The 25,515-nt window shown below is 61.2% G+C and carries 25 protein-coding genes and 2 pseudogenes; 11 read left to right on the top strand and 16 right to left on the bottom strand.

Annotated elements, in window-relative coordinates; genetic code table 11:
* The first annotated feature begins 17 nt into the window (after window positions 1-17).
* Together AC07OF_RS19140 and AC07OF_RS19135 are read left to right on the top strand one after the other, a co-directional pair.
* A complete protein-coding gene (locus AC07OF_RS19140; protein WP_157192222.1) occupies window positions 18-866 on the top strand; it encodes a 3-hydroxybutyryl-CoA dehydrogenase in 849 nt (282 codons plus the stop codon).
* Window positions 867-877: 11 nt separating this feature from the next.
* Entirely contained in the window at window positions 878-1,471 is a 594-nt protein-coding gene (locus AC07OF_RS19135; protein WP_157192221.1) for a TetR/AcrR family transcriptional regulator, read from the top strand.
* A 109-nt stretch (window positions 1,472-1,580) separates the two neighbouring features.
* On the opposite strand, the gene AC07OF_RS19130 is transcribed toward AC07OF_RS19135, so the two are convergent.
* From AC07OF_RS19130 to AC07OF_RS19110, 5 genes and pseudogenes are all read right to left on the bottom strand, one after another.
* Window positions 1,581-2,762 (bottom strand): hybrid sensor histidine kinase/response regulator, encoded by a 1,182-nt coding sequence (locus AC07OF_RS19130; RefSeq protein WP_495073330.1) that lies wholly within the window; start codon window positions 2,760-2,762, stop codon window positions 1,581-1,583.
* Window positions 2,756-3,331 (bottom strand): chemotaxis protein CheB, encoded by a 576-nt coding sequence (locus tag AC07OF_RS19125; RefSeq protein WP_157192219.1) that lies wholly within the window; start codon window positions 3,329-3,331, stop codon window positions 2,756-2,758. The genes AC07OF_RS19130 and AC07OF_RS19125 overlap by 7 nt, the downstream gene beginning before the upstream one ends.
* The gene (locus tag AC07OF_RS19120; protein WP_157192218.1) at window positions 3,328-4,149 is read right to left on the bottom strand and encodes a CheR family methyltransferase; all 822 of its coding nucleotides are present in this window, start codon (window positions 4,147-4,149) and stop codon (window positions 3,328-3,330) included. The genes AC07OF_RS19125 and AC07OF_RS19120 overlap by 4 nt, the downstream gene beginning before the upstream one ends.
* Window positions 4,146-5,369 (bottom strand): annotated as a pseudogene (locus AC07OF_RS19115) (response regulator); the annotation flags it as partial. The pseudogene AC07OF_RS19115 and the gene AC07OF_RS19120, both read right to left, overlap by 4 nt.
* Window positions 5,370-5,480: 111 nt before the next feature.
* Window positions 5,481-7,640 (bottom strand): annotated as a pseudogene (locus AC07OF_RS19110) (CHASE3 domain-containing protein); the annotation flags it as partial.
* 276 nt (window positions 7,641-7,916) lie between these two features.
* Here AC07OF_RS19110 and AC07OF_RS19105 point away from each other — a divergent pair.
* Together AC07OF_RS19105 and AC07OF_RS19100 are read left to right on the top strand one after the other, a co-directional pair.
* Window positions 7,917-8,321, top strand: a complete 405-nt coding sequence (locus tag AC07OF_RS19105; RefSeq protein WP_495073329.1) for a response regulator — start codon at window positions 7,917-7,919, stop codon at window positions 8,319-8,321.
* Between the two features lie 77 nt (window positions 8,322-8,398).
* Window positions 8,399-9,718, top strand: a complete 1,320-nt coding sequence (locus AC07OF_RS19100; protein WP_157192215.1) for a glycosyltransferase — start codon at window positions 8,399-8,401, stop codon at window positions 9,716-9,718.
* On the opposite strand, the gene cobF is transcribed toward AC07OF_RS19100, so the two are convergent.
* Window positions 9,684-10,433, bottom strand: coding sequence for a precorrin-6A synthase (deacetylating) (gene cobF / locus AC07OF_RS19095; protein ID WP_495073328.1), 750 nt, complete (start codon window positions 10,431-10,433; stop codon window positions 9,684-9,686). The genes AC07OF_RS19100 and cobF overlap by 35 nt on opposite strands.
* Window positions 10,434-10,501: 68 nt before the next feature.
* Window positions 10,502-11,791 carry an OprD family porin gene (locus AC07OF_RS19090; RefSeq protein WP_157192213.1) on the bottom strand — a complete coding sequence of 430 codons (1,290 nt, stop codon included), beginning with the start codon at window positions 11,789-11,791 and terminating at the stop codon, window positions 10,502-10,504.
* Window positions 11,792-12,156: 365 nt separating this feature from the next.
* On the opposite strand from AC07OF_RS19090, the gene AC07OF_RS19085 reads away from it, so the two are divergent.
* From AC07OF_RS19085 to AC07OF_RS19075, 3 genes are all read left to right on the top strand, one after another.
* On the top strand, window positions 12,157-12,516 hold the full coding sequence (locus AC07OF_RS19085) for a histone-like nucleoid-structuring protein, MvaT/MvaU family (RefSeq protein ID WP_157192212.1): 360 nt from the start codon (window positions 12,157-12,159) through the stop codon (window positions 12,514-12,516).
* Between the two features lie 217 nt (window positions 12,517-12,733).
* Window positions 12,734-13,255 (top strand): lactoylglutathione lyase, encoded by a 522-nt coding sequence (gloA, locus tag AC07OF_RS19080; RefSeq protein ID WP_157192211.1) that lies wholly within the window; start codon window positions 12,734-12,736, stop codon window positions 13,253-13,255.
* Window positions 13,256-13,390: 135 nt separating this feature from the next.
* Window positions 13,391-13,639 (top strand): hypothetical protein, encoded by a 249-nt coding sequence (locus AC07OF_RS19075; RefSeq protein ID WP_157192210.1) that lies wholly within the window; start codon window positions 13,391-13,393, stop codon window positions 13,637-13,639.
* Window positions 13,640-13,666: 27 nt separating this feature from the next.
* Here the strand turns inward: AC07OF_RS19075 and AC07OF_RS19070 are convergent, their stop codons facing one another.
* Window positions 13,667-13,882 carry a DUF3079 domain-containing protein gene (locus AC07OF_RS19070; RefSeq protein ID WP_157192209.1) on the bottom strand — a complete coding sequence of 72 codons (216 nt, stop codon included), beginning with the start codon at window positions 13,880-13,882 and terminating at the stop codon, window positions 13,667-13,669.
* Window positions 13,883-14,058: 176 nt separating this feature from the next.
* On the opposite strand from AC07OF_RS19070, the gene AC07OF_RS19065 reads away from it, so the two are divergent.
* From AC07OF_RS19065 to AC07OF_RS19050, 4 genes are read left to right on the top strand one after another with little or no spacing between them, the layout of a single operon-like run.
* Window positions 14,059-14,589: an iron transporter gene (locus tag AC07OF_RS19065; protein ID WP_495073327.1), complete on the top strand. Its 531-nt coding sequence runs from the start codon at window positions 14,059-14,061 to the stop codon at window positions 14,587-14,589.
* Entirely contained in the window at window positions 14,590-14,928 is a 339-nt protein-coding gene (locus AC07OF_RS19060; RefSeq protein WP_038610070.1) for a cupredoxin domain-containing protein, read from the top strand. It abuts the gene before it with no gap.
* A 23-nt stretch (window positions 14,929-14,951) separates the two neighbouring features.
* Window positions 14,952-15,806: an FTR1 family iron permease gene (locus AC07OF_RS19055; RefSeq protein WP_495073326.1), complete on the top strand. Its 855-nt coding sequence runs from the start codon at window positions 14,952-14,954 to the stop codon at window positions 15,804-15,806.
* A complete protein-coding gene (locus tag AC07OF_RS19050; protein ID WP_495073325.1) occupies window positions 15,794-17,173 on the top strand; it encodes a 4Fe-4S binding protein in 1,380 nt (459 codons plus the stop codon). Before AC07OF_RS19055 ends, AC07OF_RS19050 begins: the two co-directional genes overlap by 13 nt.
* A 136-nt stretch (window positions 17,174-17,309) precedes the next feature.
* Here the strand turns inward: AC07OF_RS19050 and AC07OF_RS19045 are convergent, their stop codons facing one another.
* The 8 genes from AC07OF_RS19045 to narJ all read right to left on the bottom strand — a co-directional run bounded on the left by AC07OF_RS19045 (window position 17,310) and on the right by narJ (window position 25,513).
* Window positions 17,310-18,812 (bottom strand): hypothetical protein, encoded by a 1,503-nt coding sequence (locus tag AC07OF_RS19045; protein ID WP_495073324.1) that lies wholly within the window; start codon window positions 18,810-18,812, stop codon window positions 17,310-17,312.
* A 187-nt stretch (window positions 18,813-18,999) separates the two neighbouring features.
* Window positions 19,000-19,695, bottom strand: coding sequence for an anaerobic ribonucleoside-triphosphate reductase activating protein (locus AC07OF_RS19040; RefSeq protein WP_495073323.1), 696 nt, complete (start codon window positions 19,693-19,695; stop codon window positions 19,000-19,002).
* A complete protein-coding gene (gene nrdD, locus AC07OF_RS19035) occupies window positions 19,692-19,859 on the bottom strand; it encodes an anaerobic ribonucleoside-triphosphate reductase (protein ID WP_038610059.1) in 168 nt (55 codons plus the stop codon). The genes AC07OF_RS19040 and nrdD overlap by 4 nt, the downstream gene beginning before the upstream one ends.
* A gap of 32 nt (window positions 19,860-19,891) precedes the next feature.
* Entirely contained in the window at window positions 19,892-21,904 is a 2,013-nt protein-coding gene (locus AC07OF_RS19030) for a ribonucleoside triphosphate reductase (protein ID WP_157192203.1), read from the bottom strand.
* Window positions 21,905-22,144: 240 nt separating this feature from the next.
* Window positions 22,145-23,137, bottom strand: coding sequence for a GTP 3',8-cyclase MoaA (gene moaA / locus AC07OF_RS19025; RefSeq protein ID WP_157192202.1), 993 nt, complete (start codon window positions 23,135-23,137; stop codon window positions 22,145-22,147).
* A gap of 22 nt (window positions 23,138-23,159) precedes the next feature.
* Window positions 23,160-24,074, bottom strand: a complete 915-nt coding sequence (locus AC07OF_RS19020; protein WP_495073322.1) for a peptidylprolyl isomerase — start codon at window positions 24,072-24,074, stop codon at window positions 23,160-23,162.
* A 10-nt stretch (window positions 24,075-24,084) separates the two neighbouring features.
* On the bottom strand, window positions 24,085-24,765 hold the full coding sequence (narI, locus tag AC07OF_RS19015; RefSeq protein ID WP_495073321.1) for a respiratory nitrate reductase subunit gamma: 681 nt from the start codon (window positions 24,763-24,765) through the stop codon (window positions 24,085-24,087).
* On the bottom strand, window positions 24,758-25,513 hold the full coding sequence (narJ, locus tag AC07OF_RS19010) for a nitrate reductase molybdenum cofactor assembly chaperone (RefSeq protein WP_038610044.1): 756 nt from the start codon (window positions 25,511-25,513) through the stop codon (window positions 24,758-24,760). The genes narI and narJ overlap by 8 nt, the downstream gene beginning before the upstream one ends.
* Between the last annotated feature and the right edge of the window lie 2 nt (window positions 25,514-25,515).

Raw genomic sequence — 25,515 nt, 5'->3', positions numbered from 1 at the left:
ACCCAGGAGTTTTCAAGGTGAGTATTCAAAACATTGCCGTAATCGGCGCAGGTACCATGGGCAACGGCATTGCCCAGGTGTGTGCAGTGGCCGGTTACCAGGTCACCCTGATCGATGTGTCCGACGCCGCGCTGGAGCGCGGCCTGGCCACCTTGCGCAAGAACCTGGAGCGTCAGGTCAGCAAACAGACCCTGACCGCCGAAACTGCCGAAGCCGCGGTGGCGCGCATCCGCACCAGCACCGACTACGCCCAGCTGCAACAGGCGCAGCTGGTGATCGAGGCCGCCACCGAAAACCTCGAGCTCAAACTGCGCATCCTCCAGCAGATCGCTGCCAGCGTCAGCAGCGACTGCGTGATCGCCACCAACACCTCGTCGCTGTCGATCACACAATTGGGTGCGGCGGTCAGCCAGCCTGAGCGCTTTATTGGCGTGCACTTCTTCAACCCGGTGCCGATGATGGCCCTGGTCGAAATCATTCGCGGCCTGCAAACCAGCGATGCCACCTACGCCAAGGCCCTGGCCCTGACCGAGCAGGTTGGCAAAACGCCGATCAGCGCCGGCAACCGCCCGGGCTTTGTGGTCAATCGTATCCTGGTGCCGATGATCAACGAAGCGATCTTCGTGTTCCAGGAAGGCCTGGCCAGTGCCGAAGACATCGACACCGGCATGCGCCTTGGCTGCAACCAGCCGATCGGCCCGCTGGCCCTGGCCGACCTGATCGGCCTGGACACCCTGCTGGCCATCATGGAGGCCTTCCACGAAGGCTATAACGACAGCAAATACCGCCCTGCCCCCCTGCTCAAGGAAATGGTTGCCGCCGGCTACCTGGGTCGCAAGAGCGGTCGCGGTTTCTTCACCTACTGAGGAGCGACCCGATGGACGCCGCTTTGCGTTGTGCGAGCTTTGAAGAGCGGCGTGACAGGGCCCTGGCGCTGTTTGCCGAAAAGGGCTTTGGCCAGGTCAGCATGCGCGAGCTGGCCAGCCATCTGGGTTTGACGGCAGGGGCTTTGTATCACCACTTCCCCAGCAAGCAGGACCTGTTGTACGACCTGATCGAAGAGGTCTACGAAGAACTGCTTGCCACCCTCAACCAGGGCCGTCGCGTTCACCAGCAAACCCTGACCGAAGTGATTGCCGCACACTGGGCGCTGCATGCCGAGCGCCCGTTGCAGTTCCGTCTGGCCAAACGCGATCTCTGCTGCCTGACCCCGGACCAGCAGGTGCGAATCGGTCAATTGCGCCAACAGTACGAAGCGTCGCTGCTGCGCCTGATCGTGCCCAAGTCGACCCTGCGCGGCCAGGCCCTGGCTGCTACTGCCCATGTGATTGCCAACCTGCTCAACTGCCTGCCCAGCTGGCTGCAGGCCTCGCAGCTGCCTCAGGCCCAAGGCCTGGCGCTGATGGAGAGCATGTTGATGGGCGGGATCGAACGGACCTTGCGCGGCGAAAGCCTTAATACCATGGTGTAAGTCTGATCGGCGTTGTCTGTATCGCTGGCAAGGCCAGCTCCCACAGGACTGGTGGTGCCTTAGAAGGCTGTGGGAGCCGGCCTTGCCGGCGATGGGCCCCACAGGGTGGTTACAGTGGCAGACGCACCGTAAACGTCGCCCCCTGCCCCTCGACACTCTCCACATCAATGCTGCCGCCATGGGCCAGGACAATCTGTTCCGAGATGTACAACCCCAGCCCCAGCCCTCCATTCCCCGGACTCGAAACCACCCGCTCGAATTGCTGAAAAATGCGTTGCTGATTCTGCGCACTGATACCAATGCCCTGATCGCGAACCTCGATACACGCCAACCCCTGTTGCTCAAAGGCACGCACCCGGACCGGATGCCTGGCCCCGTAACGCAGCGCATTGGTCAGCAGATTGGCCACCACCTGCTCAATACGAAACTCATCCCACACCCCCATCAATGGCGCCTCGGCCTTGAACTCGATCAGCGAGCCCGCCGCCGCAGCCTGGGCGGCGAAGTTCTCGACCAGCCCAGCGACCAGCTGCGTCAGGTCGAACTGACTGGGACGGATCGACAGCTTGCCGGTACGGATCCGCGACACATCGAGCATGTCTTCGATCAGACGGATCAGGCTGTTGATCTGACGCTCATCGCGCTCGACCATGGCGCGCATCTTGTCCAGGGTGAAGGCATCAGCGTTGTCCTGGGCCAGATGCAACTTGCGCAGCTGGGTTTCCAGGATCAGGCCGTTGAGCGGCGTGCGCACCTCATGGGAGACAATCGACATGAAATCGTCGCGCATGCGCACCGCATGTTCCAGCTCACGACGGGTGACCTGTAGCTGGGTCAGCAGCTGCTCCTGTTCCTCTCGGCTGCGCTCCAGCGCCTGCAGTTGCTGATCGAGGGCCTTGCGCTGGCGGAACAGGTCGACAAACACCGCCACTTTGCTTTTCACCGCCTGGTTGTCCAGCGGCTTGTGCAAAAAGTCTACCGCACCACTTTCATAGCCTTTGAAGGCGTAGTTCATCTCACGCCCGGCAGCGCTGACAAAGACGATCGGGATGTTCTTGGTCTTCTCCGTGCCGCGCATCAGCTCGGCCAGCTCGAAACCGTTCATGCCCGGCATCTGCACATCGAGAATGGCCAGGGCGAACTCATGTTCAAGCAGCAGCGACAGCGCCTGGTCGGCGGACTGTGCCTGATACACCTCACGGTCGCTACCCTTGACCAGCGCCTGCAGTGCCAGCAGGTTTTCCGGCAGGTCGTCGACGATCAGCAGTTTGGCTTGGATGTGGCTTAGCATTCAGTGAATTCCAGCTTGGCGAGCAATTGCCCGATGCCGTGCAACGGCAGTATGTAGTCTGGGTGGTGCAGGGCCAGCGCCGCGTTCGGCATGGTGGCGACCTGCGCCTCGCGCGGGTCCTGAACGATGGTGTAGCCGCCTGACTGCTTGATCTGCGCCAGGCCATGGGCACCGTCTTCGTTGGCCCCGGTCAACAGCACACCGAGCAACGCCGGGCCATAGGCGTCGGCGGCGGATGCGAACAGGATGTCGATTGAAGGCCGGGAGAAATACACCCGCTCCTCCTGGCTCAAGGAAAAGCTGCGGTCGCGCTCCACCGACAGGTGATAACCGGGCCCGGCGAAATAGATCATCCCGGGGGCTACCTCCTGTTTGTCCCGTGCCTCCGTCACCGGGCGCCCCAATCTACGGCTGAATACCTCGGCCAGCTGGCTGTGACGGTCATCCGGCAAGTGCAGCACACACACCAGCGGAATCCGGAAATCCAGCGGCAAGGCATGAAACAGGTTGAGCAAGGCACTGACGCCACCGGCCGAGGCGCCCAGGGTGATCGCCTGAATGCCGTTCATGATTTACGGTAGATCCGTTCTGGTTTGGCCATGGCCTGGAACTGCCCGGCATAGGCGGAAAAATCCAGGGTCTCCTTGCTGCCCAGGACCAGGAAGCCGCGGTGACAAAGCGATTCGTGAAACAGCCCGAACGCACGATCCTGCAAGGTCTTGTTGAAGTAGATCAGCACATTGCGGCAGGAGATCAGCTGGGTTTCGGAAAACACGCTGTCGGTGGCCAGGCTGTGGTCGGCGAAGGTCACGTTGTCGCGCAGGCTGCTGTCGACAATGGCGTTGCCATAGGCGCAGGTGTAGTACTCGCTGAAATCGCGCTGCCCCCCGGCTTTGCGATAGTTCTCGGCATACCCGCGCATGTTCTGCATCGAGTAGATGCCCTGTTTGGCCTTGTCCAGGGAACTGGGGTTGATGTCGGTGGCATAGATGATGGTACGTTCCAGCAAGCCCTCTTCGCGCAGCAGGATGGCCAGCGAGTAGACCTCCTCGCCGGTGCTGCAGCCAGCAACCCAGACCTTCAGCGACGGCCAGGTACGCAGCAGCGGCACCACCTCCCGGCGCAGCGCCAGAAAGTGCTCCGGGTCGCGAAACATCTCGCTGACCGGGATGGTCAGGAACTGCAGCAACTGCATGAACATGCCCGGATCGTGCAGCACCCGCTCCTGCAGCGCCGAGACCGTGTTGCACTCGAACTGGCGCACGGCATGCAGGATCCGGCGCTTGATCGAAGCACCGGAGTAATCACGAAAGTCATAGCTGTACTTGAGGTAGATCGCCTCGATCAACAGCCGTATTTCGATGTCGGTATTACGCTCGATGGTCAAATTCGCTCCAGTTGCGGCAGCCAGACACGGATCAGCGAGAACAGACGGTCAAGGTCGATGGGCTTGGCCAGGTAATCATTGGCGCCGGCCTGCAGGCAACGCTGCTGGTCATCCTTCATGGCCTTGGCCGTCACCGCGATGATCGGCAGTTTGCGCCAGCGCGGTTGCTGGCGGATCAGCCGGGTGGCTTCGTAGCCATCCATCTCCGGCATCATCACGTCCATCAGCACCAGGTCGATATCGACATTCTGTTCCAGCCGCTCGATGGCCTCGCGGCCATTGCGGGCGATTTCGACGATCGCGCCTTTGTGCTCGAGTGCGCTGGTCAGGGCGAAAATGTTCCGTACATCATCGTCGACCAGGAGCAGTTTGCGCCCTTCGAAGACCTTGTCGCGACTGCGTGCGGTCTTGAGCATGCGCTGACGTTCATGAGACAGCGTCGACTCGACTTTGTGCAGAAACAGTGTCACTTCATCCAGCAGACGCTCCGGCGAGCGCGCCCCCTTGATGATGATCGAGCGCGAGTACTTGAGCAGATCGGCCTCTTCATCGCGGGTCAGGTTGCGCCCGGTATAGATGATCACCGGCGGGAAGGCGCGGATATCTTCGGACGACATGCGCTTGAGCAGCTCGTTGCCAAGCATGTCCGGCAGTTTCAGGTCGATGATCATGCAGTCGTAGACGTTCTCGCGCAGCAGGTCCAGGGCTTCCTGGGCCAGGCCGACAGCGGTGATCTCGATGTCATCGTCGCCAATCAGCCGGGCAATGCTCTCGCGCTGCAGATCATCGTCTTCGACCAGCAGAATGTGCTTGAGCTTCTGGGTCAGCTTGGCTTCCAGGCGCGCGAACACGGCCTTGAGTTCTTCACGGCTGGTGGGTTTCACCGCATAGCCGACGGCGCCCATGTGCATGGCCGCCTCCACCCGGTCTTCGACAGAAATGATATGCACCGGAATGTGGCGGGTGCCGGCCTGCTCCTTGAGCCGTTGCAGCACGGTCAGGCCGGAGTGATCCGGCAGGCGCATGTCGAGCAGGATGGCGTCGGGAATGAACTCTGCGGCCAGCTCGAAACCTTCGTCGGCGGCCTGGGCCACCAGGCAGCTGTAACCCAGCTCGTGGGCAAGATCAAAGAGAATGCGGGCGAAATTCGGCTCGTCCTCGATCACCAGAATGCAGCGGTTGCTGAACGGTGCCAGCGCCCGGTCATCGGCAAACGCCGGCGTGCGGCGGGAAGCCATGACAGCGTCGACCGGCGCCTCGGGCTCTGCTTCAACGACTGTGGCCAGGGGCTGATTGACGATCAGTGCCGGCCCTTGGCTGTCGACCGGTTCATAGCGTTCCGGCAGGATCAGGCTGAACACACTGCCCTTGCCCAGGCTGCTGTCGACACTGATCTGCCCTCCGAGCAATTGCGCCAGATCGCGGGAGATCGACAAGCCCAGACCAGTGCCACCATAACGTCGATTGCTGGTGCCATCGGCCTGGTGAAAGGCTTCGAAAATACGCTGTTGCTGGTCGGCAGCGATGCCGATACCGCTGTCGCGCACAGCGAACACAATGCCGGTACCCGGCTGCAGGCTGACGGTGAGGTTGACCTGACCTTTCTCGGTGAATTTCACGGCATTGGACAGCAGGTTCTTGAGGATCTGCTCCAGGCGCTGGCGGTCGGTGTACAAGGTGCTCGGCACCTCGGGTTCGATGACCACGCTAAAGCTCAGCTGCTTGTCGCTGGCCAGCGGTTCGAACAGCGATTGCAGACCTTCGGTCAGACGCGCCAGCTGGGTGGCCTCCGGGCGTACTTCAAGCTTGCCGGCTTCGACCTTGGCGATGTCGAGAATGTCGTTGATCAGGTTGAGCAGGTCGTTGCCTGCCGAGTAGATCGACTCGGCAAACTTGACCTGCTCTTCGCTGAGATTCTCCTGAGCGTTCTCCGCCAGCAATTTAGCCAGGATCAGCGAGCTGTTCAGCGGTGTACGCAGCTCGTGAGACATGTTGGCAAGGAATTCTGACTTGTACTTGCTGGAGCGCTGCAAATCTTCTGCACGGGCCTGCAGTTCGGCCTGGGCCTGGTTCAATTCGCTGTTCTTGCGGTTCAGCGCATCGCGCTGCTCAGCCAGGGCCTGGGTGCGTTCGGCCAGTTGCTCATTGGTCTGTTCCAGCTCGGCTTGCTGGGTTTCCAGATGAGCCTGGGACTCCTTGAGCACCCGCGACTGTTCTTCGAGCTCCTCGTTGGCGGATTTCAGCTCTTCCTGCTGCACCTGCAACTCTTCGTTGAGCTGCTGGGTTTCGGCCAGCACATCCTGCAGACGTTGACGATAGCGGGCACTTTCAATCGAAGTGCCGAGGTTGTCAGCGACCAGCTCGAGCAGCTCGATATCGCGATCAGTCAGCGGCCGCAGGAAACCCAGCTCGACCACCCCGTTGATCTGCCCGTCGTTGCTGGCCGGCACCACCAGCACACTGCGCGGCAAGCCTTCACCCAGGCCGGAGTTGACCTTGAAGTAGTCCTCCGGCACGTCATCAAGGCGCAGCAGGCGCCCCTGGCTCACCGCTTGGGCGAGCAGGCCTTGCTGATGGCCGATCAGCTGTTCACGGGCTTCCTGCTCGGCAGAAAAGCCGTAGCTTGCCACCCGCCGCAGACCACCCTGGTCATCACGCACGTAAAGCGCCGCCACCACACTGCCCAGGTAAGTGGCGAAAAAGCGCAGGATATTGGTGCCCAGCATCGGCAGCGTCAGTTGCCCGAGCACCTGCCCGGCCAGTTGCGTCTGCCCGCTGCGTAACCAGGCTTGCTGTTCCAGGCGCTGGGTCGAACGTTGCTGGGCTTGCAGGTTGCTGGTGTAGCTGGAGGACAACGCCAGCAGATCGCGGCGCCCGAGGAACGCCAACAAAGCACTGAGCAGGATGATGAACACCAGGTACACGGAAATCGCCACCCGCGTCAGGGTGCTGACCTGCTCGTTACGGGCCACCCGCAGCTGTTGCTCCATGCCGATGAAGGTAGCGAATTCCTTACGGATCTCGTCGGTGATGCGCTTGCCGCGTCCGGCCCGGATCGGTTCCTGGTAGTCACTGTCCTGACGGCGCAGACCGATCACCTGGCTGGCAAAGGTATTCCACTCTTGCTGCAGCGCCATCAAGCGCTCCAGCCGGTCGACCTGCTGCGGATTGTCGGTCACCATCGTCTGCAGGCTCATCAGGCCGGACAGCACTTGTGGCTTGGCCACCTCGTAAGGTTCGAGAAAGCGCTCGTCAGCGGTGATCAGGAAGCCGCGCATGCCGGTTTCCATATCGATCGACAGCTTGACCGCCTCGTTGGCGTTGTTGATCACCCGGTCGGTATGTTCCACCCACTGAATGGCCGACAACAGGTAATTGATCATGGCGATGAACACGACAGCGCTGAGCAGGCCGACGCCCAGAGGCAGGCCGATGTTGCGGCTCAGCAACTTGCGAAAGCTTTGCTGATCTATCGAGGCTGGTTGAATCATCACATACATCCGAGCAAGTGAATCAAACAAAAGAAGTGTGGCGGATTTTCGAGTAATTGTTCTATTTTCCACTGCGAAGGCGATCCCTGCGGCCTTCTTGCCATGAGTCTAAACAGCTTTGCCGGTCCTGGCAGGGCATTTAGCCAGCATTTGAGGTCAACAGGCGTCAATCGTTCCCTGCGGGTGTGCACATCGCTATCCTGCAAAGCAAGCGCGGAACTTCAGGCCACACCTGGCTTACAGAGTATGAACAGACATTAGTACAGGACCCTTGCCATGCCCTCATCTGCCCCCGCCCTTCTGGTTGTCGAAGATGACGCGATCGTACGCATGCTGATCGTCGAGGTGCTGGAAGCGCTGGGCTATTCGGTCGTCGAGGCCCAGGACGCTGAGAACGCCCTGAAGATCCTCGAGGATCCTGAACAGGCGCTGGCGCTGATGATGACCGATATCGGCCTGCCGGACATGGACGGCAAGGCGCTGGCGGTCAAGGCGCAAGAGGCAAGGCCGTTGCTACCGATCCTGTTCGCCAGTGGCTTTGGTGACAACATCGACGTGCCAGAGGGTATGCACCTGATCGGCAAACCGTTCAGCATCGATCAGTTGCGCGACAAGGTGCAAAGCATCCTGTCGGTGGGAGCGGCGGTGCGGCGACCCGACTTGCCCCGCGATTCAATGTAACTGGCACAACACAAATCGCGGGGCAAGCCCGCTCCCACCCTGTAGAATAGGCACTTTTTACAAGGCCTCTTCCCCTCATGCTCAAGCCCGCCCTCAACGTCCTGGTCATCGGTTACGTCTGGCCCGAACCGCGCTCTTCGGCCGCCGGCGGGCACATGATGCAGATCCTCGAGAGCTTCGTACAACGTGGCTGGCGCGTAACCTTCAGCAGCCCGGCGACGATCGGGGAGCACAAGGCGGATCTTGCCGAGCTGGGCATTGCCGAGCAGGCCATCACCCTCAACGACAGCAGTTTCGACCAGTTCGTCAGTGAACTGGCCCCGGATGTGGTGCTGTTCGACCGCTTCATGATGGAAGAGCAATTCGGCTGGCGCGTGGAAAAACACTGCCCCGACGCCTTGCGCGTACTGGAAACCTCGGACCTGCAAAGCCTGCGCGACGCCCGTCAGCAACTGCTGCGCCGCCGCCTGATCGAAGGGCTGGACCCCAATGATTTCCGCGCGCTGTTCGCCACCTCCGGCCCCGAGCTGTATCGGCAGATGGCCACGGCCGACCAGACCCTGCGCGAACTGGCCGCCATCTACCGCAGCGACCTGAGCCTGATGGTCTCGGACGTCGAGATCGACCTGCTGATCAACGGCTTCGGCGTGCCCGAACACCTGCTGCACTGGTGCCCGCTGATGGTCGATGTGCCCGGCGCAGCGTTCAAGCCTTACGACGAGCGCGCGCACTTCCTCAGCATCGGCAACTTCCGCCACGCCCCGAACTGGGATGCCGTGCTGTGGATGAAGAATACGCTGTGGCCGATCATCCGCCGCCGCCTGCCCCAGGCGCAGTTGCACATCTACGGCGCCTACACGCCACCGAAGGCCACGGCGCTGCACAAGCCTGCCGAAGGCTTCCACATCATGAACTGGGCCGAAGATGCCCTGGAGGTGATGAGCAATGCGCGAATCTGCCTGGCACCGCTGCGTTTCGGCGCCGGGATCAAGGGCAAACTGACCGACGCCATGCTCTGCGGCACCCCCAGCGTGACCACGCCAATCGGCGCCGAAGCCATGCACGGCGCCCTGCCCTGGCCAGGCGCGGTGGCCAGCACCGGCGAAGCGCTGGCCGAAGCTGCGGTGCAGCTGTACAACGACCCGGCACGCTGGCAGCAAGCACAACAACAGGGACTGCAGCTGCTTGCCGCGCGCTATGACCGGCGCCAGCACAGCAGCGCGCTGGTCGAGCGCATCGAGTACGCGCTGGGCGACCTGGACCAGCACCGCTTGTTCAACTTCACCGGGGCCATGCTGCGTCACCACCAGCACAAGAGCACGCAGTACATGGCGCAATGGATCGAAGTGAAGAACCGCCTGGCTACAGCGGCCGGCGCAGCAGATACGTGTCCATGATCCAGCCCTTGCGCGCACGGGCCTGCTCGCGCTGCTGAAGAATCTGTTGGCGCACTGCCTGCAACGGCCCGGCGATGAGGATCTCGTCATCGGTACCGAGGTAGGCGCCCCAGTAAATCAGCAGCTCGGGGTCGTCGAGCGCGGCGAACGCGCATTGACCGTCGAGCATCACCACCAGGTTGTCGATCCGTGACTGCTCGGCCAGGCGCCGGCCTGGCAGGACGGTCAGTGGCTCGCCAATACGGTTCAAGGGAATCCGGTGGCGGGCAGCCAGGGCCTGTACGCTGCTGATACCGGGAATGACTTCTAGCTCGATGCCGACACCTGCGGCCTGCACCAGATCGAGGATACGCAAGGTGCTGTCATACAGGGTCGGCTCGCCCCAGAGCAGAAAGGCGCCGCACTCGCCCTCGGCCAGTTCGCTTTCGATCAAGCGGGCATAGAGCGTGGCGCGCTTGTGGTGCCAGTCATGCACCGCACCGACGTAGTCGCTGGCAGCACCCTCACGCTGCGGATCCTCGACCTGCACCAGGCGATAGCCCGGCTGCTGGATATAGCGTTCGAGAATATCCTTGCGCAGCTGCAGCAGCTCATCCTTGACCGCGCCTTTGTCGAGGACGAAGAACACCTGGGCACGGTTCAGCGCATCGACGGCCTCAAGGGTGATCTGGCGCGGATTGCCCGGCCCGATACCGATCAACAACAGCTGTTTCATTGCAGTTCATTCCATGGCTCGGCCAGCCGCCATTGTCGGCCGGCCGAGGGGCAGTGGCAATGCGCTGCTTACCAGATCGAGAAGTTGTAGCTGACGATTACCCGTGTTTCGTCCATGTCCCGCGCCCACTTTTCGTAGTTGCTGCGGTAGGTGGAGTTACGCAGACGCACGCTGACGTCCTTGAAAGTGCCGCTCTGGACCTGGTACTTGAGCTCGCTGTCGCGCTCCCATTCCTTGCCCTCGGCCAGGCTGCCGGGGACCTTGATATGGTCACCGTTGATATAGCGGGTGAAGAAACTCAAGCCCGGCACGCCGAGGGCCTTGAAGTCGTAGTCGTAGCGCAGCTGCCAGGAGCGCTCCTGGGCGGCGGCGAAGTCGTTGACCTGGGCATAGTTGACCAGGTACGGATTGCTGCCATCGAGGTACGGCATGGAGTTTTCGCCATACATGCGCTGCCAGCCGGCGCTGACCTTGTGCCCGCCCAGGCTGTAGCCGAGCATGCCGCTGAACGCGCGGTGGTCGATATCGCCGGCACGGGCGTTGCCGATGTCATCGCTCTTGATCAGGCGCAGGTCGGCCGACAGGCTGCCGACGCTCAGCGGCTGGCTGGCTACCACACCGAGGAAGTGCTGACGGTAGATGTTTTCCAGCTTGGCCACCTGGTATTGGGCGCTCAGCCGATCATTGAACTTGTAATCGACGCCAGCCATGTCGAAATGATCGGCGGTGATATTGCAGGCATAGCGCTTGTTCTTGCAGTGCACGCGAATGTCCTGACGATCGGTGGAATCACGCGCGGTGTACTTGTCCAGACGGGCAACGCTGAACTTGAGGTTATTGATTTCCTCGGACGTGAGCATCGCCCCCTGGAACATCGTCGGCAGCAGGCGGCCGTCGTTGTATTTGAGCAGCGGCATGTCCGGCAGCATCGAGCCGTACTTGAGCACGGTCTTCGAATAGCGCATTTTCGCGGTCAGGCCCAGTTTGGCATATTGGTCCACCGACTCCCGCGGGTCATGCCCGCTGGACGGCATCAAGCCGCTGTTGCTATCAGCCGGGCTGGAGTCGAGCTTGATCCCGAGCATGCCCAAGGCATCGACGCCAAAGCCTACAGGGCCCTGGGTATAACCGGACTGCACATTGAGAATGAATCCCTGAGCCCATTCTTCGCGTTTCGAAGCGCCCTGACTGGAACTGACATGGCCGTCACGAAAATCGCGATTGAAATAGACATTGCGTGCTTCGACTTTGGCACTGCTGTCTTCAAGAAAACCGGCAGCCTGAGTCGAAGCGGCAGTGAACATCGCGAGCAGGCCGGCAAGGCCGCGCCCGGGCGCGAGGGGGTATGGGGCAAACATCAGAAGCACAATCCGAAAGAGTGACAAAAAACAACCGGCAGCCGTCCAGGCACCGGCAATGCATCCAGCGCCAATAAAGCTCGAGGCTGACCGCGAATTATCTCCAAACCGCTCTAGACCGGGCCATTGGACCTTGGTCTAAGGCGCTTGCCAGGCAATCGACTAGTTGTTTCGTATTAACGCGCGGGCAAGTAAGAAAGTTCCATTGCAGCAAAGTTAAATTTCATATGTTTACCCGCCGCCCTGGGACTACTACACTCTTTATTAGTGCGATGTTGTGCCCAACCCAGTGCTCGCTGCGTTATTCAGGTAACTCCTCGTTTTTACGCGTGCCGGGCCACTGCAGACATAAAGGAGTGATGACAGTGTCCAGACTTGCAGAGTTTCGTGCTGCCGAAAAAGCGCTTCAAGAACAGATGGCGCAACTGGAGGCGCTGAAAAAGGACGCCGGCCTCAAGCGCGAAATCGAGTTCGAACGCAAACTTGTTGAGCTGATGAGCAGCTATGGCAAGAATCTGCGCGATATCATTTCCATTCTCGACCCCAAAGCTGTGGCCAAAGGTGCGGTGAGCGCACCGAAAACCCGCCGCGCACGGGTGGTCAAAGTGTATGAAAACCCTCACACCGGCGAGCTGATCGAAACCAAGGGTGGCAACCACCGTGGTCTCAAAGCCTGGAAAGAACAGTACGGGGCGAAAACAGTCGACAGCTGGTTGCGTTCGTGAAAGTGTTCTTCACACTTTTTTCACATCCACTCAATCAGGATGAAGATCGCTAACGGAATAGCGCCCCATACGCCCGCCTCGGCGGGCTTCTAATTCTTGCGCCCCGCCCTTCACAGGCGGGGCGCAATTCGTTTGCGCAATTGTTTCAGTTCCGTATCATGTGGCCCTGACTGTCTTGCTGGCATTGCTGTTGCCAGCCTCTTCAAGCGGAGTGCCCATGAGCCTGAACCATCTCGACACCCTCCCTGGTGTCACCGCGCAACCGGATGCCGCGACCCAGAACTTTGTCTTCAACCACACCATGCTGCGGGTCAAGGACGTTGCCAGGTCGCTGGACTTCTACACCCGTGTCCTGGGTTTCAGCCTGGTGGAAAAGCGCGACTTCCCTGAAGCCGAATTCAGCCTGTATTTCCTCGCCCTGGTCGACAAGGCGCAGATTCCGGCCGATGCCGCCAAGCGCACCGAGTGGATGAAATCGATCCCCGGCATCCTCGAACTGACCCACAACCACGGCACTGAAAACGACACGGATTTTGCCTACCACAACGGCAACACCGACCCACGTGGTTTTGGCCATATCTGTATTTCGGTGCCGGATATTCGCGCTGCCTGCGAGCGCTTTGAGCAACTGGGCGTGACTTTCCAGAAGCGCCTGAGCGACGGCCGGATGAAGCACCTGGCCTTCATCAAGGATCCGGACGATTACTGGGTTGAGATCATCCAGCCTACCGAGTTCTAAGCAGCCTTTCTCGATCGCATACGTTCGTCGGCCCGGGTCACTCCGGGCCACTGCTGTGGTATACCCGAAAAAGCACCTTAGCGAGGAGCTTCAACAACGGCGAGCCATCGATACCCCAGCAGCGAGGTCAGGACGATGAAAACCCTTCAATGTGTGCATCGCAACTACACCATCACCGCCAGTGTCGAAACCCATGACGGCATCCCTACGCCGTTTGCCGGCGGGTGTCTGATCACAGATCCCGAAGGCCACACCAGCCGGCGTCTACCGCTGCCATTGAAGATGGCCTTTCTGGCCGACCTGGAAAATGCCCAACACGTGTCGCTTGCGCATGGCAAGTGGCTGGTCGATCAGCAGCTGGACAAGCGTCAGCACCTGTTCTGACTGCATGGATCAATCGCGGGGCTGCTGTTATGCGGCCCCTTGTTCCTGAGCGGTATCCTGGCTGTCAGGCAGCCCCAGACCATAGTCCCCCGGCACGTTCCAATCCTCACCGAACACCTCTACCGGATGCATGGTCCGGTCGGCGCCATTGCCGCAGGCCAGGGCATTCGCCGCGCAATAACGGTCGCAACCCCAGCAGATACGTTCGGGGTGTTTCGGGCTGACGGGAAAGGGCTTGGCCATGATATTCCCCAGGCAGGCTATGGGCGAGCTTCCACCTTATTGCCTCGCTACGGCTTTGCCCTTGATGCAGATCAAGGGCGCTGACGGATCGCCGGTAAAATTGATAATAATCATTATTATTCACGCAGAATCTTCCTAGACTCGGGCTCCCACTCGTCAGCACCCAGGAAGTCGTCATGCGTACCCCCTTTTCGCTGTCACTCGCCTTGCTCCTGATCACCCCGCCGGCACTGGCCAAGGAATACCCCATCGGCGAGCCGCAACTGTGCCCGGGGCTGGAGGTCGGCGCGGTGTACCTGCAGCCGATCGAAATGGCCCCGGCCGGCATGATGCGCCCAACCGCCGACTCGGACATCCACCTGGAAGCCGATATCCGCGCCACCGCCGACAATCGCCAGGGCTTTCAGGAAGGCAGTTTCGTGCCCTACCTGAATGTCGCCTTCAGCCTGCAAAAGCAAGACAGCGACACGCCCATCAGCGGTGACTTCCATGCCATGGTCGCCAACGACGGCCCGCACTATGGCGATAACGTCAAACTGCAGGGACCGGGCAAATACCAGCTGACCTTCACCCTCCTGCCTCCGGGCGGTCATGCTTCGCTGGGACGCCACACCGACAAGGAAACCGGGGTAGAACCCTGGTTCGAGCGTTGCGAACTGCACTACACCTTCGTCTACGCCGGGATTGGCAAGAAAGGCGGCTATTGAATGAACGCCCGCCTCCACCAGCGCCTGGCCTGGTTGATTCTGGCCGGTGCAGCCACGCCCCTGAGCGCCGCGCCACTACCCAGCTACGAACTGATCCTGCGTGACGGGCACTTCACCCCTGCGGTGCTGGAAGTTCCCGCCGGGCAACGCTTCAAGATCGTTCTGAAGAATCAGGGCGAAGGCCCGGCAGAGTTCGAAAGCACGCCCTTGCGGGTAGAGAAAGTGCTGTCGCCAGGCGTGACGACCTTTGTCGTCATTCACCCGCTCCGGCCCGGCCGCTACCCGTTCTTCGACGAATTCAATCCGCAACTGCCCGAGGGCGCCATCCTCGCGCAGTAGCCGTGGGTGTGCAGGGAGTCTTGATGAATCAAGCACTGTTTATCGTCTGGCGCGAAAGCGTCGAAGCGCTGCTGGTGATCGGCATTCTCCAGGCCTGGGTCAGCCAGCAAGCTCGCGGCCAGCGACTGCTGAAATATCTGTGGAGCGGCGTCGCCCTGGGCTTGCTGCTCTCGGCCATGCTGGCGCTGCTGATCCTGTTTGCCGGCGAGGCCATGAGCGGCACTGCCAGCGAATGGTTCCAGGCCGCCCTGGCGTTACTGGCCAGTATGCTGATGGTGCAGATGGTCGGCTGGATGCACCGACACGCACGCTCGCTCAAGGACGACCTGCGGCGCCACGCCGAGCAGCAACTCGCGCGCCAGGGTGGTGTCGGATTGTTGCTGCTGGCCATGCTTGCAGTCAGCCGCGAAGGGAGTGAAACCGTGGTCTTTCTCTATGGCGCCGGTGCTCGCCTGCAAGGCTTGGCGCTGGCGCAATTCTTCATCGGCGCCATCGCCGGGCTGCTGCTGTCAGGCCTGACCATTGCCCTGCTGCACAGCAGCCGGCGGTTCATTTCATGGCGACATTTTTTTGGCCTGAGTGAAGCGCTGTTGCTGCTGCTCGCGGCAGCCTTGCTGGTCAGCGCGACCGAACGAATCGGCGGTCAACTGCTGGCCATGGATTTACCGGAAATGGCCTATACCCTGGTCGGCGATGCGCTCTGGGACAGCAGCACAGTGCTCAGCGACAGCCAGGGCCTGGGCGCCTTTCTCGCCGGCTTCGCCGGTTACCGCGCCACCCCCAGCGCCCTGACCCTGCTGGTGCTCAGCGGCTACTGGCTGAGCGTCGGGTGCTGGCTGCTGCAGCGCAAAACAGGTAGGGCCGCATGTCCAGCCTGAGCGTGCACAATCGCCTATTGCAGCGTTTGGGTAACGGCATGCGCCGCCATGCCGGGGTGATTCGCACCCTGCAGTGGACGGTGGTGCTGTTCTACGCCGTGCTGCTGGTAGTACCGGCATTGCTGCCGTTGCCCGGCAGCCAGGCGCGGATGCTGGACAACCTGACCCTGTTCGCCCAGTTCCTGTTCTGGGGCCTTTGGTGGCCGTTCGTGTTGCTGTCGATCGTACTGTTCGGCCGGCTCTGGTGCGGCGTACTGTGTCCGGAAGGCTCGCTGAGCGAATGGGCCAGCCAGTATGGCCGGGGCATGGGCGTGCCACGCTGGATGCGCTGGGGTGGTTGGCCGACCCTGGCGTTCTGCCTGACCACCCTTTATGGCCAGCTGATCAGCGTCTACGACTATGCCCAGGCGGCACTGCTGATTCTCGGCGGTTCGACACTGGCGGCGATTGCCATCGGTTTGCTGTTCGCCCGCGGCAAGCGGGTCTGGTGCCGCTACCTGTGCCCGGTCAGCGGCGTCTTTGCCCTGCTCGCGCGCCTCGCCCCGGTACACTTCCAGGTCGATGAACAGCGCTGGAAAGCAAACACCGCACCGCGCCTGCCACCCCCTAACTGTGCACCGCTGCTGGACATCCGTCGCCTGCAGGGCGCCAGCGACTGTCACGCCTGCGGCCGCTGCAGCGGGCAACGCGGCGCGGTGCAACTGATTGCCCGCTCCAGCAACGCAGAGATCCTGCAGGCGGCCACGCGCGCACCATCAGCCTGGGATAGCCGCCTGCTGCTGTTCGGCGTCATCGGTCTGGCCATGGGGGCCTTCCAGTGGACCGTCAGCCCCTGGTTCATCGCCCTCAAACAGCACTTGGCGCAGTGGCTGGTGGAGCACGATGTGCTCTGGCCCTTGCACGACAACGCCCCCTGGTGGCTGCTGACCCATTACCCGCAGCTCAATGACAGCTTCAGCTGGCTGGACGGTTTCAGTATCGTCCTGTACCTGAGCGCCAGCGCCTTGTTACTGGGCGGCAGCCTGCTGGTTTTATTGCGCCTGGCGGCACGCCTGACGGGCAAGCCTGATCTGTATGGAGCCTTGAGCCTGGCGCTTACACCCCTGGGCGGCGCCGGGCTGTTTCTCGGCCTGTCGGCAACCACGGTGAAGCTGCTGCGCTATGAAGGCTTGTTGCTGGAGTGGGTTCAACCGGCCAGAGCCTTGCTGTTGATTGCAGCCATGGCCTGGAGCGCCTGGTTGGGCTGGAAGCTGCTGGCACGTCAGGACATTGCCCGATCCCGGCGCTGCGCCGCCAGCGCTTGCCTGTTGGCAGCCATTGCCACGGTAGGCTATGGCTGGTGGTTGCAGTTTTGGGGTTGGCTCTAGGCTCTGTCCGCCTGGTATCGGAGTATGTCGTGCACCGGACAAGCCGACTATCTGGCGCACGGTAAACAGGCGCCCTGCTCACCGGCGGCGCAGGTGTTTGCCGACTGAGTGCTAGCACTCAGTTGTGGGAAACAGTCTAATAGATGACCCTGAACTGTGCACACAGTCCCTCCCTTGGAGTGGCAGGACTCGAGGCCTGTATTTCAATCGTCTTGATTTTTTGTCCTTGTATGTCTATTGAAATCGGCAGCCACGACCATCGTATTATATGGGAGTGCTGCCTGGAGTAGATAACTCCACCTGACTGGTTCCTGGCAGTGATCGTTGCATTTCCCCAAAACTGGAATTGCACTGCTGACGCCACATGAGTTAATTCGAGATTTACAGTGGCAAGGCCAGCTGCCCACAAACTTGATACATAAGTGCCAAGCTCCGGAGGAAAATTGTTCCTAACTGCATATGCGCCGCTACCCCCGGTAACGAAGACTCTCATGAATCGCAATTGGACGCTGCTACCGGCATAAATCCTATCGGGCAGCGAGGTGAAGTTCTCCAAATCCTGAACTGGGAGCGTCTTGAGCGAGAGAGATAACGTCGGAAAAAACCGCGCATCCTCCAGATTTGCAGAGCCGTCAAATGTCACGCTGCATGTCACTGTCAGGGTGCTATTGTGACCAAGCCTTTCCAGTTCACTGCGTAGTATCGGATGACTCAAGCCGGCGCCCACCTGAGCCTGGCTGACCACTTGGCCACTCGCCACGTAAAAGATGCGCGGAGTACCGTCATCCAGTGTGCCCTGCACGCTGATCCAATAGCGTTGCCCTACGGCGATCAACGGCCAGGCCGCAACCGTGACGCTGGCATTACCGGTGAAAGCGGTGAGGTCCAGCGTGCCGCCGCCGGCCTGGGGCACCACCGGCGCAGGCAAATGCTCCTGGCCAAGCGCCCTTACCGATAACTCCAATAGAGCGGACGGTACGCCTGGCCTGCCCCCGCGGCCAACGAAATAGCGCACACTGATCCGCTTGCCCTGGCTGGCCGCCACCACCGCGACCGGGATGAGGAAATTGACAACACCGCTAAGGCTGCCGTTCTGTGGGGCAGTTTCGTATGCATTCGGGTTGCCTTCAATGCTCCAGCCTACGGACAGGCTATCGGTTGGCAACATACCGACAAAGGCAACCCGCACAGTGGCGCCGGTTTGCGCATTGATTGGATCAAGCGTATCGCCGAGCGACGCCTCTATCACCGTAGGCGCCACCAGGTTTTGCCCCAGTTGGCGCGCAATCCGGAACACCAGTGCCGGTGAAGTATCCGTCCTGCCGTTTGTGCGTTTGACCTCGTAGCTCACCGATACGCTGGTATCGAGGTTGCCAATGATGTACGGGTCATAGGCGATAGAGATGGGAATCGGAATACTGCTGCCGAACGCACTCACAGTGAAGCTGAAGATGTAGTTGTGGCCAGCACCGCCTAGCCAGCTGAAGGTTATTACATCGCCCTCGGCCTTGCCCGGGTACTGAGGGATGGTGGCGATGGTACCGTTGCGGACCTCGTCAGGATCGAGGATCAGGTTTTTGAGGCCGACTATGGCTTCAGCAACATGAATGTCTGCTCGGGAATCACTGAGTGTGGTCATGAGGAGCTCCGGAAGGTGAACAGCGCGGCGCAGGTGTGTTGCGGGGCAGTGTGCAGAAAAACCGTAACGCCGGTAACTGGTAAAAATGTCAGGTACCTGTGCGACAAATGGGCTGCAGGGGGCGTATGCAGCCCAACGCCTGATGCCCGGATGAAAATCGGTAATTCAAAACTTGCAGCCACCCGGCCTAGCCGCGCACCTCAAACACCGGAAACAGATCGCCAAGCGCATCCCACAGCGCCGGCAACGCAGTGTGCATCGATACCTTTGGCAAACTCGCATCGAGCATCTGCGTGGTACGTACCATCTGTACCACGAAATGCTTTACCCCACGCTCGCTCAAGCGACGAGCCAGCGTCAGCAGGCGCTCAGGGTCGATCAGATGCCAATGCACCGTAGTACGGCATTCATACTCCACGCCACTGGCCAGCAACAGTTCCAGGCTGCGCCAGTTGGCCACCCCGCTGCCCTTTACCCGAGTAATCAGCGCACACTCCTCGGCCAGGGCCTTGACGTCGAAGCCGACCCAATCGGCCCCCGGCAACGCTCGGGCGAACGCCTCGGGTTTGATCCCGGCACTGTGCAGGCCAACAGCAAAGCCCATCTGCCGGACCTCGGCCATGGCCGCCGGCAGGCTGTCCTGCAGGGTCGCTTCGCCGCCGCTGAACACCACCGCGTCGAGCAGGCCCTGACGACGCTGAAGGAATGCCAGCACCTGGCTCCACTCGAGCTCCTGACTGCCGCGCGGCGGGATCAATTGCGGATTGTGGCAGTAACGGCAACGCCAGGCGCAACCCTGGCAAAACAGTACGCAGGCCAGCTTGCCCGGGTAGTCGAGGGTGGTCAGGGGCACCATGCCCCCGACCCGTAGCGCTCGACTCATGGATGCCCGGCCGCTGCCGCACCCTCAGTGAAATGTTGACGCTCGCGGTGCTCGGACTGTTTGCCTGGGTTGAATGCCGACACCGGCCGGTGATAGCCCATCACCCGGGTCCAGACTTCGCAGCGTTGGCGTTGTGCCACAGGCAGGGTTTGCAGTGCAGTCATGATGAAGCTCCTTGCGGTTGGGTAATTCGAAATCAGTGAACAGTGCCGACCTGCTGCGCCAGCAACAGGGCTTCGTCGCATTTCGGGCAGAATTCGTGTTCGCCATCCAGATAGCCGTGTACCGGGCAGATGGAAAAGGTCGGGGTGATGGTCAGGTAAGGCAGGCGGAAGCGCCCCAAGGCCTTGCGCACCAGTTGCTTGCAGGCCTGGGCCGAAGAAATCCGTTCGGCCATGTACAGGTGCAGCACCGTGCCGCCGGTGTACTTGCACTGCAGTTCGTCCTGCAGCTCAAGCGCCTCGAAGGGATCGTCGGTGTAGCCCACCGGCAGTTGCGAGGAGTTGGTGTAGTACGGCGCCTGCGCGCAGCCAGCCTGGAGAATGTCGGGATAGCGCTTGAGGTCTTCCTTGGCGAAGCGGTACGTGGTGCCTTCAGCCGGTGTCGCCTCGAGGTTGTAGAGGTGCCCGGTTTCTTCCTGGAAGCGCACCAGGGTGGCACGCACATGGTCCAGCAGGTTCAAGGCAAAACGCCGCCCCTGCTCGGTGTGCAGGCCCATCTGGTCGTCGCTGAAATTGCGCAGCATCTCGTGCAGACCGTTAACGCCAATGGTGGAGAAGTGATTGCGCAAGGTGCCCAGGTAGCGCTTGGTGTAGGGGTACAAACCGGCGTCCATGTGGTGCTGGATCACCTTGCGCTTGACCTCCAGACTCTCCATGGCCAGTTCCATCAAGGTATCCAGGCGCTGCAGCAGACCGCTGCTGTCACCTTTGAACAGATAGCCCAGGCGTGCGCAGTTGATGGTCACCACACCGAGCGAGCCGGTCTGCTCCGCCGAACCAAACAGACCGCCACCGCGCTTGAGCAGTTCGCGTACATCCAGCTGCAGACGGCAACACATCGAGCGCACCTGGTTGGGCAGCATGTCGGAGTTGAGGAAGTTCTGGAAATACGGCAGGCCGTAGCGCGCGGTCATCTCGAACAGCCGCTCGGCGTTGTCGCTGTCCCAGGGGAAATCGTGGGTGATGTTGTAGGTCGGGATCGGAAAGGTGAACACCCGGCCCTTGGCATCGCCGGCCTGCATCACTTCGATGTAGGCGCGGTTGAGCAGCTCCATTTCGGCCTGCAGCTCACCATAGGCGAAGGGCATTTCTTCACCGCCGATCACCGGAATCTGTTCGCGCAGATCTTCCGGGCAGACCCAATCGAAGGTCAGGTTGGTAAAGGGTGTCTGCGTGCCCCAGCGCGACGGCACGTTGAGGTTGTAGATGAACTCCTGGATGGCCTGGCGGACCTCTTCGTAGGGCAGCCGGTCCTTGCGCACATAGGGCGCCAGGTAGGTGTCGAAGGAACTGAAGGCCTGGGCCCCGGCCCACTCGTTCTGCAGCGTGCCAAGGAAATTGACCATCTGCCCCAGGGCGCTGCTCAGGTGTCTGGGCGGCCCGGCCTCGACCCGTCCGGGTACGCCATTGAGGCCTTCGTGCAGCAAGGTGCGCAGCGACCAGCCGGCACAGTAGCCGGCGAGCATATCCAGGTCATGCACGTGCAGGTCGGCTTCGCGATGGGCGCGGCCAATCGCTTCGCTGTAGACCTCATCAAGCCAGTAGTTGGCGGTGACCTTGCCGGAGACATTGAGCACCAGCCCGCCGAGCGAGTACCCCTGGTTGGCGTTGGCCTGAACCCGCCAGTCTTCACGGTTGAGGTACTCGTTCATCGAGGTCGCCACTTCGACCAGGGTCTTGCGGTCGCGACGCAAGCGCCCGTGCTGTTCGCGGTAGACGATATAGGCGCGTAGCGAAAGGAAATGCCCGGCGTCCATCAGCACCCGCTCGACCCGGTCCTGGATCTGCTCGACGTGCAGCTGCGAATAGCCCTCCAGATGGGCCAGCACCGCCGCCAGCAACCCTTCCGCCTCAGCCTCGGCGTACTCCCCGGTGGCCTTGCCGGCAGCGATCAACGCCTGGCGGATCTTGTCGGCATCGAAAGCGACCAGACTGCCGTCGCGCTTGTGTAGCTGGTTGTGCCCTACCCTGATCAGCGTGCTGTGCATCTTGCCCCCAAAACACTACATATAGGTGTTTATGAAATTTAAAACACAATATGCAGTGGAGGTTACGGCTAAAGGCACGGGAGAAAATTGATTGATGTCAAGGTTGGTTGTTCAAATAAAGCGGGGTACCCCATCGCCGGCAAGGCCGGCTCCCACAGGTCTGGACTGCCCCAAAAACTTGGCATTAACCGGACCTTGTGGGAGCCGGCCTTGCCGGCGATGAGGCCAGTGCAGACAACATCACCCTCCACTCATATTCATGAAGCGCAGAATCTGCACCTCTCCCCCGGCATCGAAATCATGCCGTAGCGGTTTACCCCGCAAGGCCTGCTGCACTGCACTGACAATCGGCTGGTCATCCAGCGGATAACGCCGCAACAACCCGCGTAGATCCAGCGAGTCCTCCTGCCCCAGGCACAACAGCAAACGCCCTTCGACGGTCATCCGTACCCGGTTACAGCTGGCACAGAAGTTATGACTGTTGGGCGAAATAAACCCGATACGCGTCTGCGGATGCTGCGCCAGGCGCACATAACGCGCCGGCCCGCCGCTGTTCTCGGCGCTGTCGAGCAAGGCATGGCGGCTGGCAATCAGCGCCCGCACCTCGTCACTGGCACAGAACGACTCGCCACGCGAGCGCCCTACTTCACCCAGCGGCATTTCTTCAATGAAGGTGATATCAATGTCCAGATCGATGGCGTACTGCACCAGAGGCAGCACCTCATCGAAGTTGCGCCCCTTCATCACCACACAGTTGAGTTTGATCCGCTCGAACCCGGCCGTGCTTGCCGCTTCGACTCCCCGCAGCACTTGAGCGAGATCGCCGTTGCGGGTAATCGCGCGAAAGCGCTCGCTGTCCAGGCTGTCGAGGCTGATATTCATGCGTTTGACTCCGGCATCCACCAGCGGTCGGGCCAGGCGCTGCAACTGCGAGCCATTGCTGGTCATCACCAGTTCGCGCAAGCCCGGCAAGGCGGCAATGTGACGGCACAGATCGACAATCCCCGGACGGATCAACGGCTCCCCTCCGGTCAGGCGGATCTTGCGCACCCCCTGGCCGACGAACAGCGTTGCCAGACGCTGCAGTTCCTCAAGGGTGAGTACCTGCTGACGCGGCAGGAAGGTCATGTTCTTGGCCATGCAGTACACACAGCGAAAATCACAACGATCGGTCACCGACATACGCAGATAATCGATCTGCCGCCCGAATCCATCCTGCATCACCGTGCTCATCACATTCCCCTTGCTTACCTGGTTACTGCACCAGCGGCGAATCAGCGCCCTGTAGCTGGATACCGCGAATATCCGCAGCACCGATCAGGGTCTGCAGGTACTGAACCACCGCCTTCTGCCACACGCCCTGTTGCAGCTGGGTGCGGATCGCCGTGGCGACCGCCTCATACGGCAATTGCTGGCCTTCGATGCGTTGGTCGACGCTGATGACATGCCAGCCATAGCGACTTTCCAGCGGTTTGTCGGCCAGCCCCGGGGCCAGGGTGAACAGCTGCCGTTCCAGCTCCGGCACTGTCTGGCCCTTGCTGATCTGCCCCAGTTCCCCGCCCTGCGCTTTCGACGGGCAAGCCGAGTGCTTCAACGCAAGCTCGGCAAATTGCTCGGGGAACTGGACCAGACGTTGCTGCAGGATCTCGGCCTGAACCAGCGCCAGGCTGCGCGCCTCGGCATCGTCCGGGGCACATTCGAGCAGAATGTGCCGTACCGCCAGCAGCGGCGCGCTGTGAAAGCGCCCGCGGTTGCTGTCGTAGTAACGCAGGCAGGTGGCCTCGTCACACTCGGGCACCTGCACCTCGCGCTCCAGCAGCAAACGCGTCGCCGCCTCCTCTTCGTTCTCCCCCGCGCCGACCTGCAGCGACAGGCCCAGCTCGGCGATCCGCTGTTGCAACAGCTCGCGGATCACCAGAGCGCGGGCGGCCATGAATACTGCCTCCTCACGGTCCGCTGCCGGGTGATATTGCAGCTCCTGGGCCATGGCCTGAGGGCTGATCGGCACCTCATTGACACTGATGATCGGCCATTCCTGTTCGCTGCTGGCAATCAACTGCGCGGGCGCTGCGATTTCCACCGCCTCTACCGCCAGCTCGGGTTCAACGACTGTTGAAGAGGCGCAACCACCGCCGCCATTACCACCGCCACATCCACATCCGCTTGACATGACAACCTCCTCAGATTTTCTGCCGAACGATTTGATAGCGCCGTCCCAGGTACCAGACCGGTGCGCTGACGATGTGCACCAGGCGGGTGAAGGGGAACAGCACGAACAGGGTCAGGCCCAGGAACACGTGCAGTTTGTACACCAGGCTGACCGGGGCAATCGCCGCCGCGGCCTCTACCGGACGCAACAGCACGGTGTTCTGCGCCCACTCGGCGAGCATCACCATTACCGAGCCGTCCATGTGTCCGGTGGAGGCGACAATGGTCAGCAAACCGAGCACCAGCTGCGCCAACAGCACCAGCAGGATCAGGATGTCCGAGGTGTTGGAGGTGGCGCGAACCCGTGGATCGGTCAGGCGCCGGTGGATCAGCATGATCAAGCCGATCAGGCACAGCAGGCCGAAAAAGCCGCCGGAGACCATCGCCAGCAGTTGCTTGTTTTCAGTGCTGATCACATGGTGATAGACCGAAGCCGGGGTCAGCAGGCCGACAAAGTGCCCGGCCAGGACGAACAGCACGCCGACGTGAAACAGGTTGCTCGCCGCGCGCATGCCGCGCCCGGAAAGCATCTGGCTGGAGCTGGCCTTCCAGGTGTACTGCGACAGGTCGAAACGCGCCCAGCTGCCCAGCAGGCAGACCGCCAGAGCAATATAGGGATACACCCCGAACGCCAACAGATTCCATTTAGACATTGCCCACCTCCGTAGCCTGCGCGCTGGCAGGCCCTTGATGCTGAAAATCAACCCAGTGCAGCGGTACCGCGCTTTCTTCGCGGGCCTTGCCCGGCGCACTTGGCATGGCGCTGCAACGCTCTTGCTGCTCGGCCTTGAGAAAATCCACCGCCTCCTCTTCCCAGATCTTGTCCAGGGCTTCTAGGGAGTCGTCGCGCTGCTCGGCGGCGACCTGTTCACGCAGGTCGGCCACGGCCTGGTGCGGTTCGGCACCGGCGATCTGCAACAGCGCACGGAAACAACTGGCATAGGCGCTCTCGCGCTCCTCCAGACGCGCGGCGAGCAAGGCCAGCAGGTGCGCGACATCGGCCAGGCCCTCGCGGGCCTCGAGGTCGTCGCGGGTCGAGAGGTATTCCAGGTACAGCGGGATGTAATCCGGCAGCTCCTTGACGCCGATGGCAAAGCCCGCCTCTTCATACTGGGCGAGCATGTCGACCATGGCCTGGCCACGGTCGCGCGACTCGCCATGCACATGCTCGAACAGCAGCAGCGACAGCGCCCGGCCGCGGCCGAACAGCGCACCGTAGTGCTCCTGGCCATCCATCAGGTCGTTGTTGCAGATCAGCTCCAGCAGTTCGAACAGCGCGCCGCGCTGGCGCGGGCTGATTTCCCGCGCCTGGAGGATCGCCTGTTCCAGTTCATCACGGCCGGCGACCAGGGTCTCGGTCGGGTAATCGAGCAGCAGCGAAATCACTTTGAGAATGCGCATGC

The sequence above is a fragment of the Pseudomonas sp. GW821-FHT10B02 genome (genome assembly GCF_059415665.1).
Note: the sequence above shows the minus strand (reverse complement) of the source record. Positions and strands in the feature narration are given on the sequence as shown.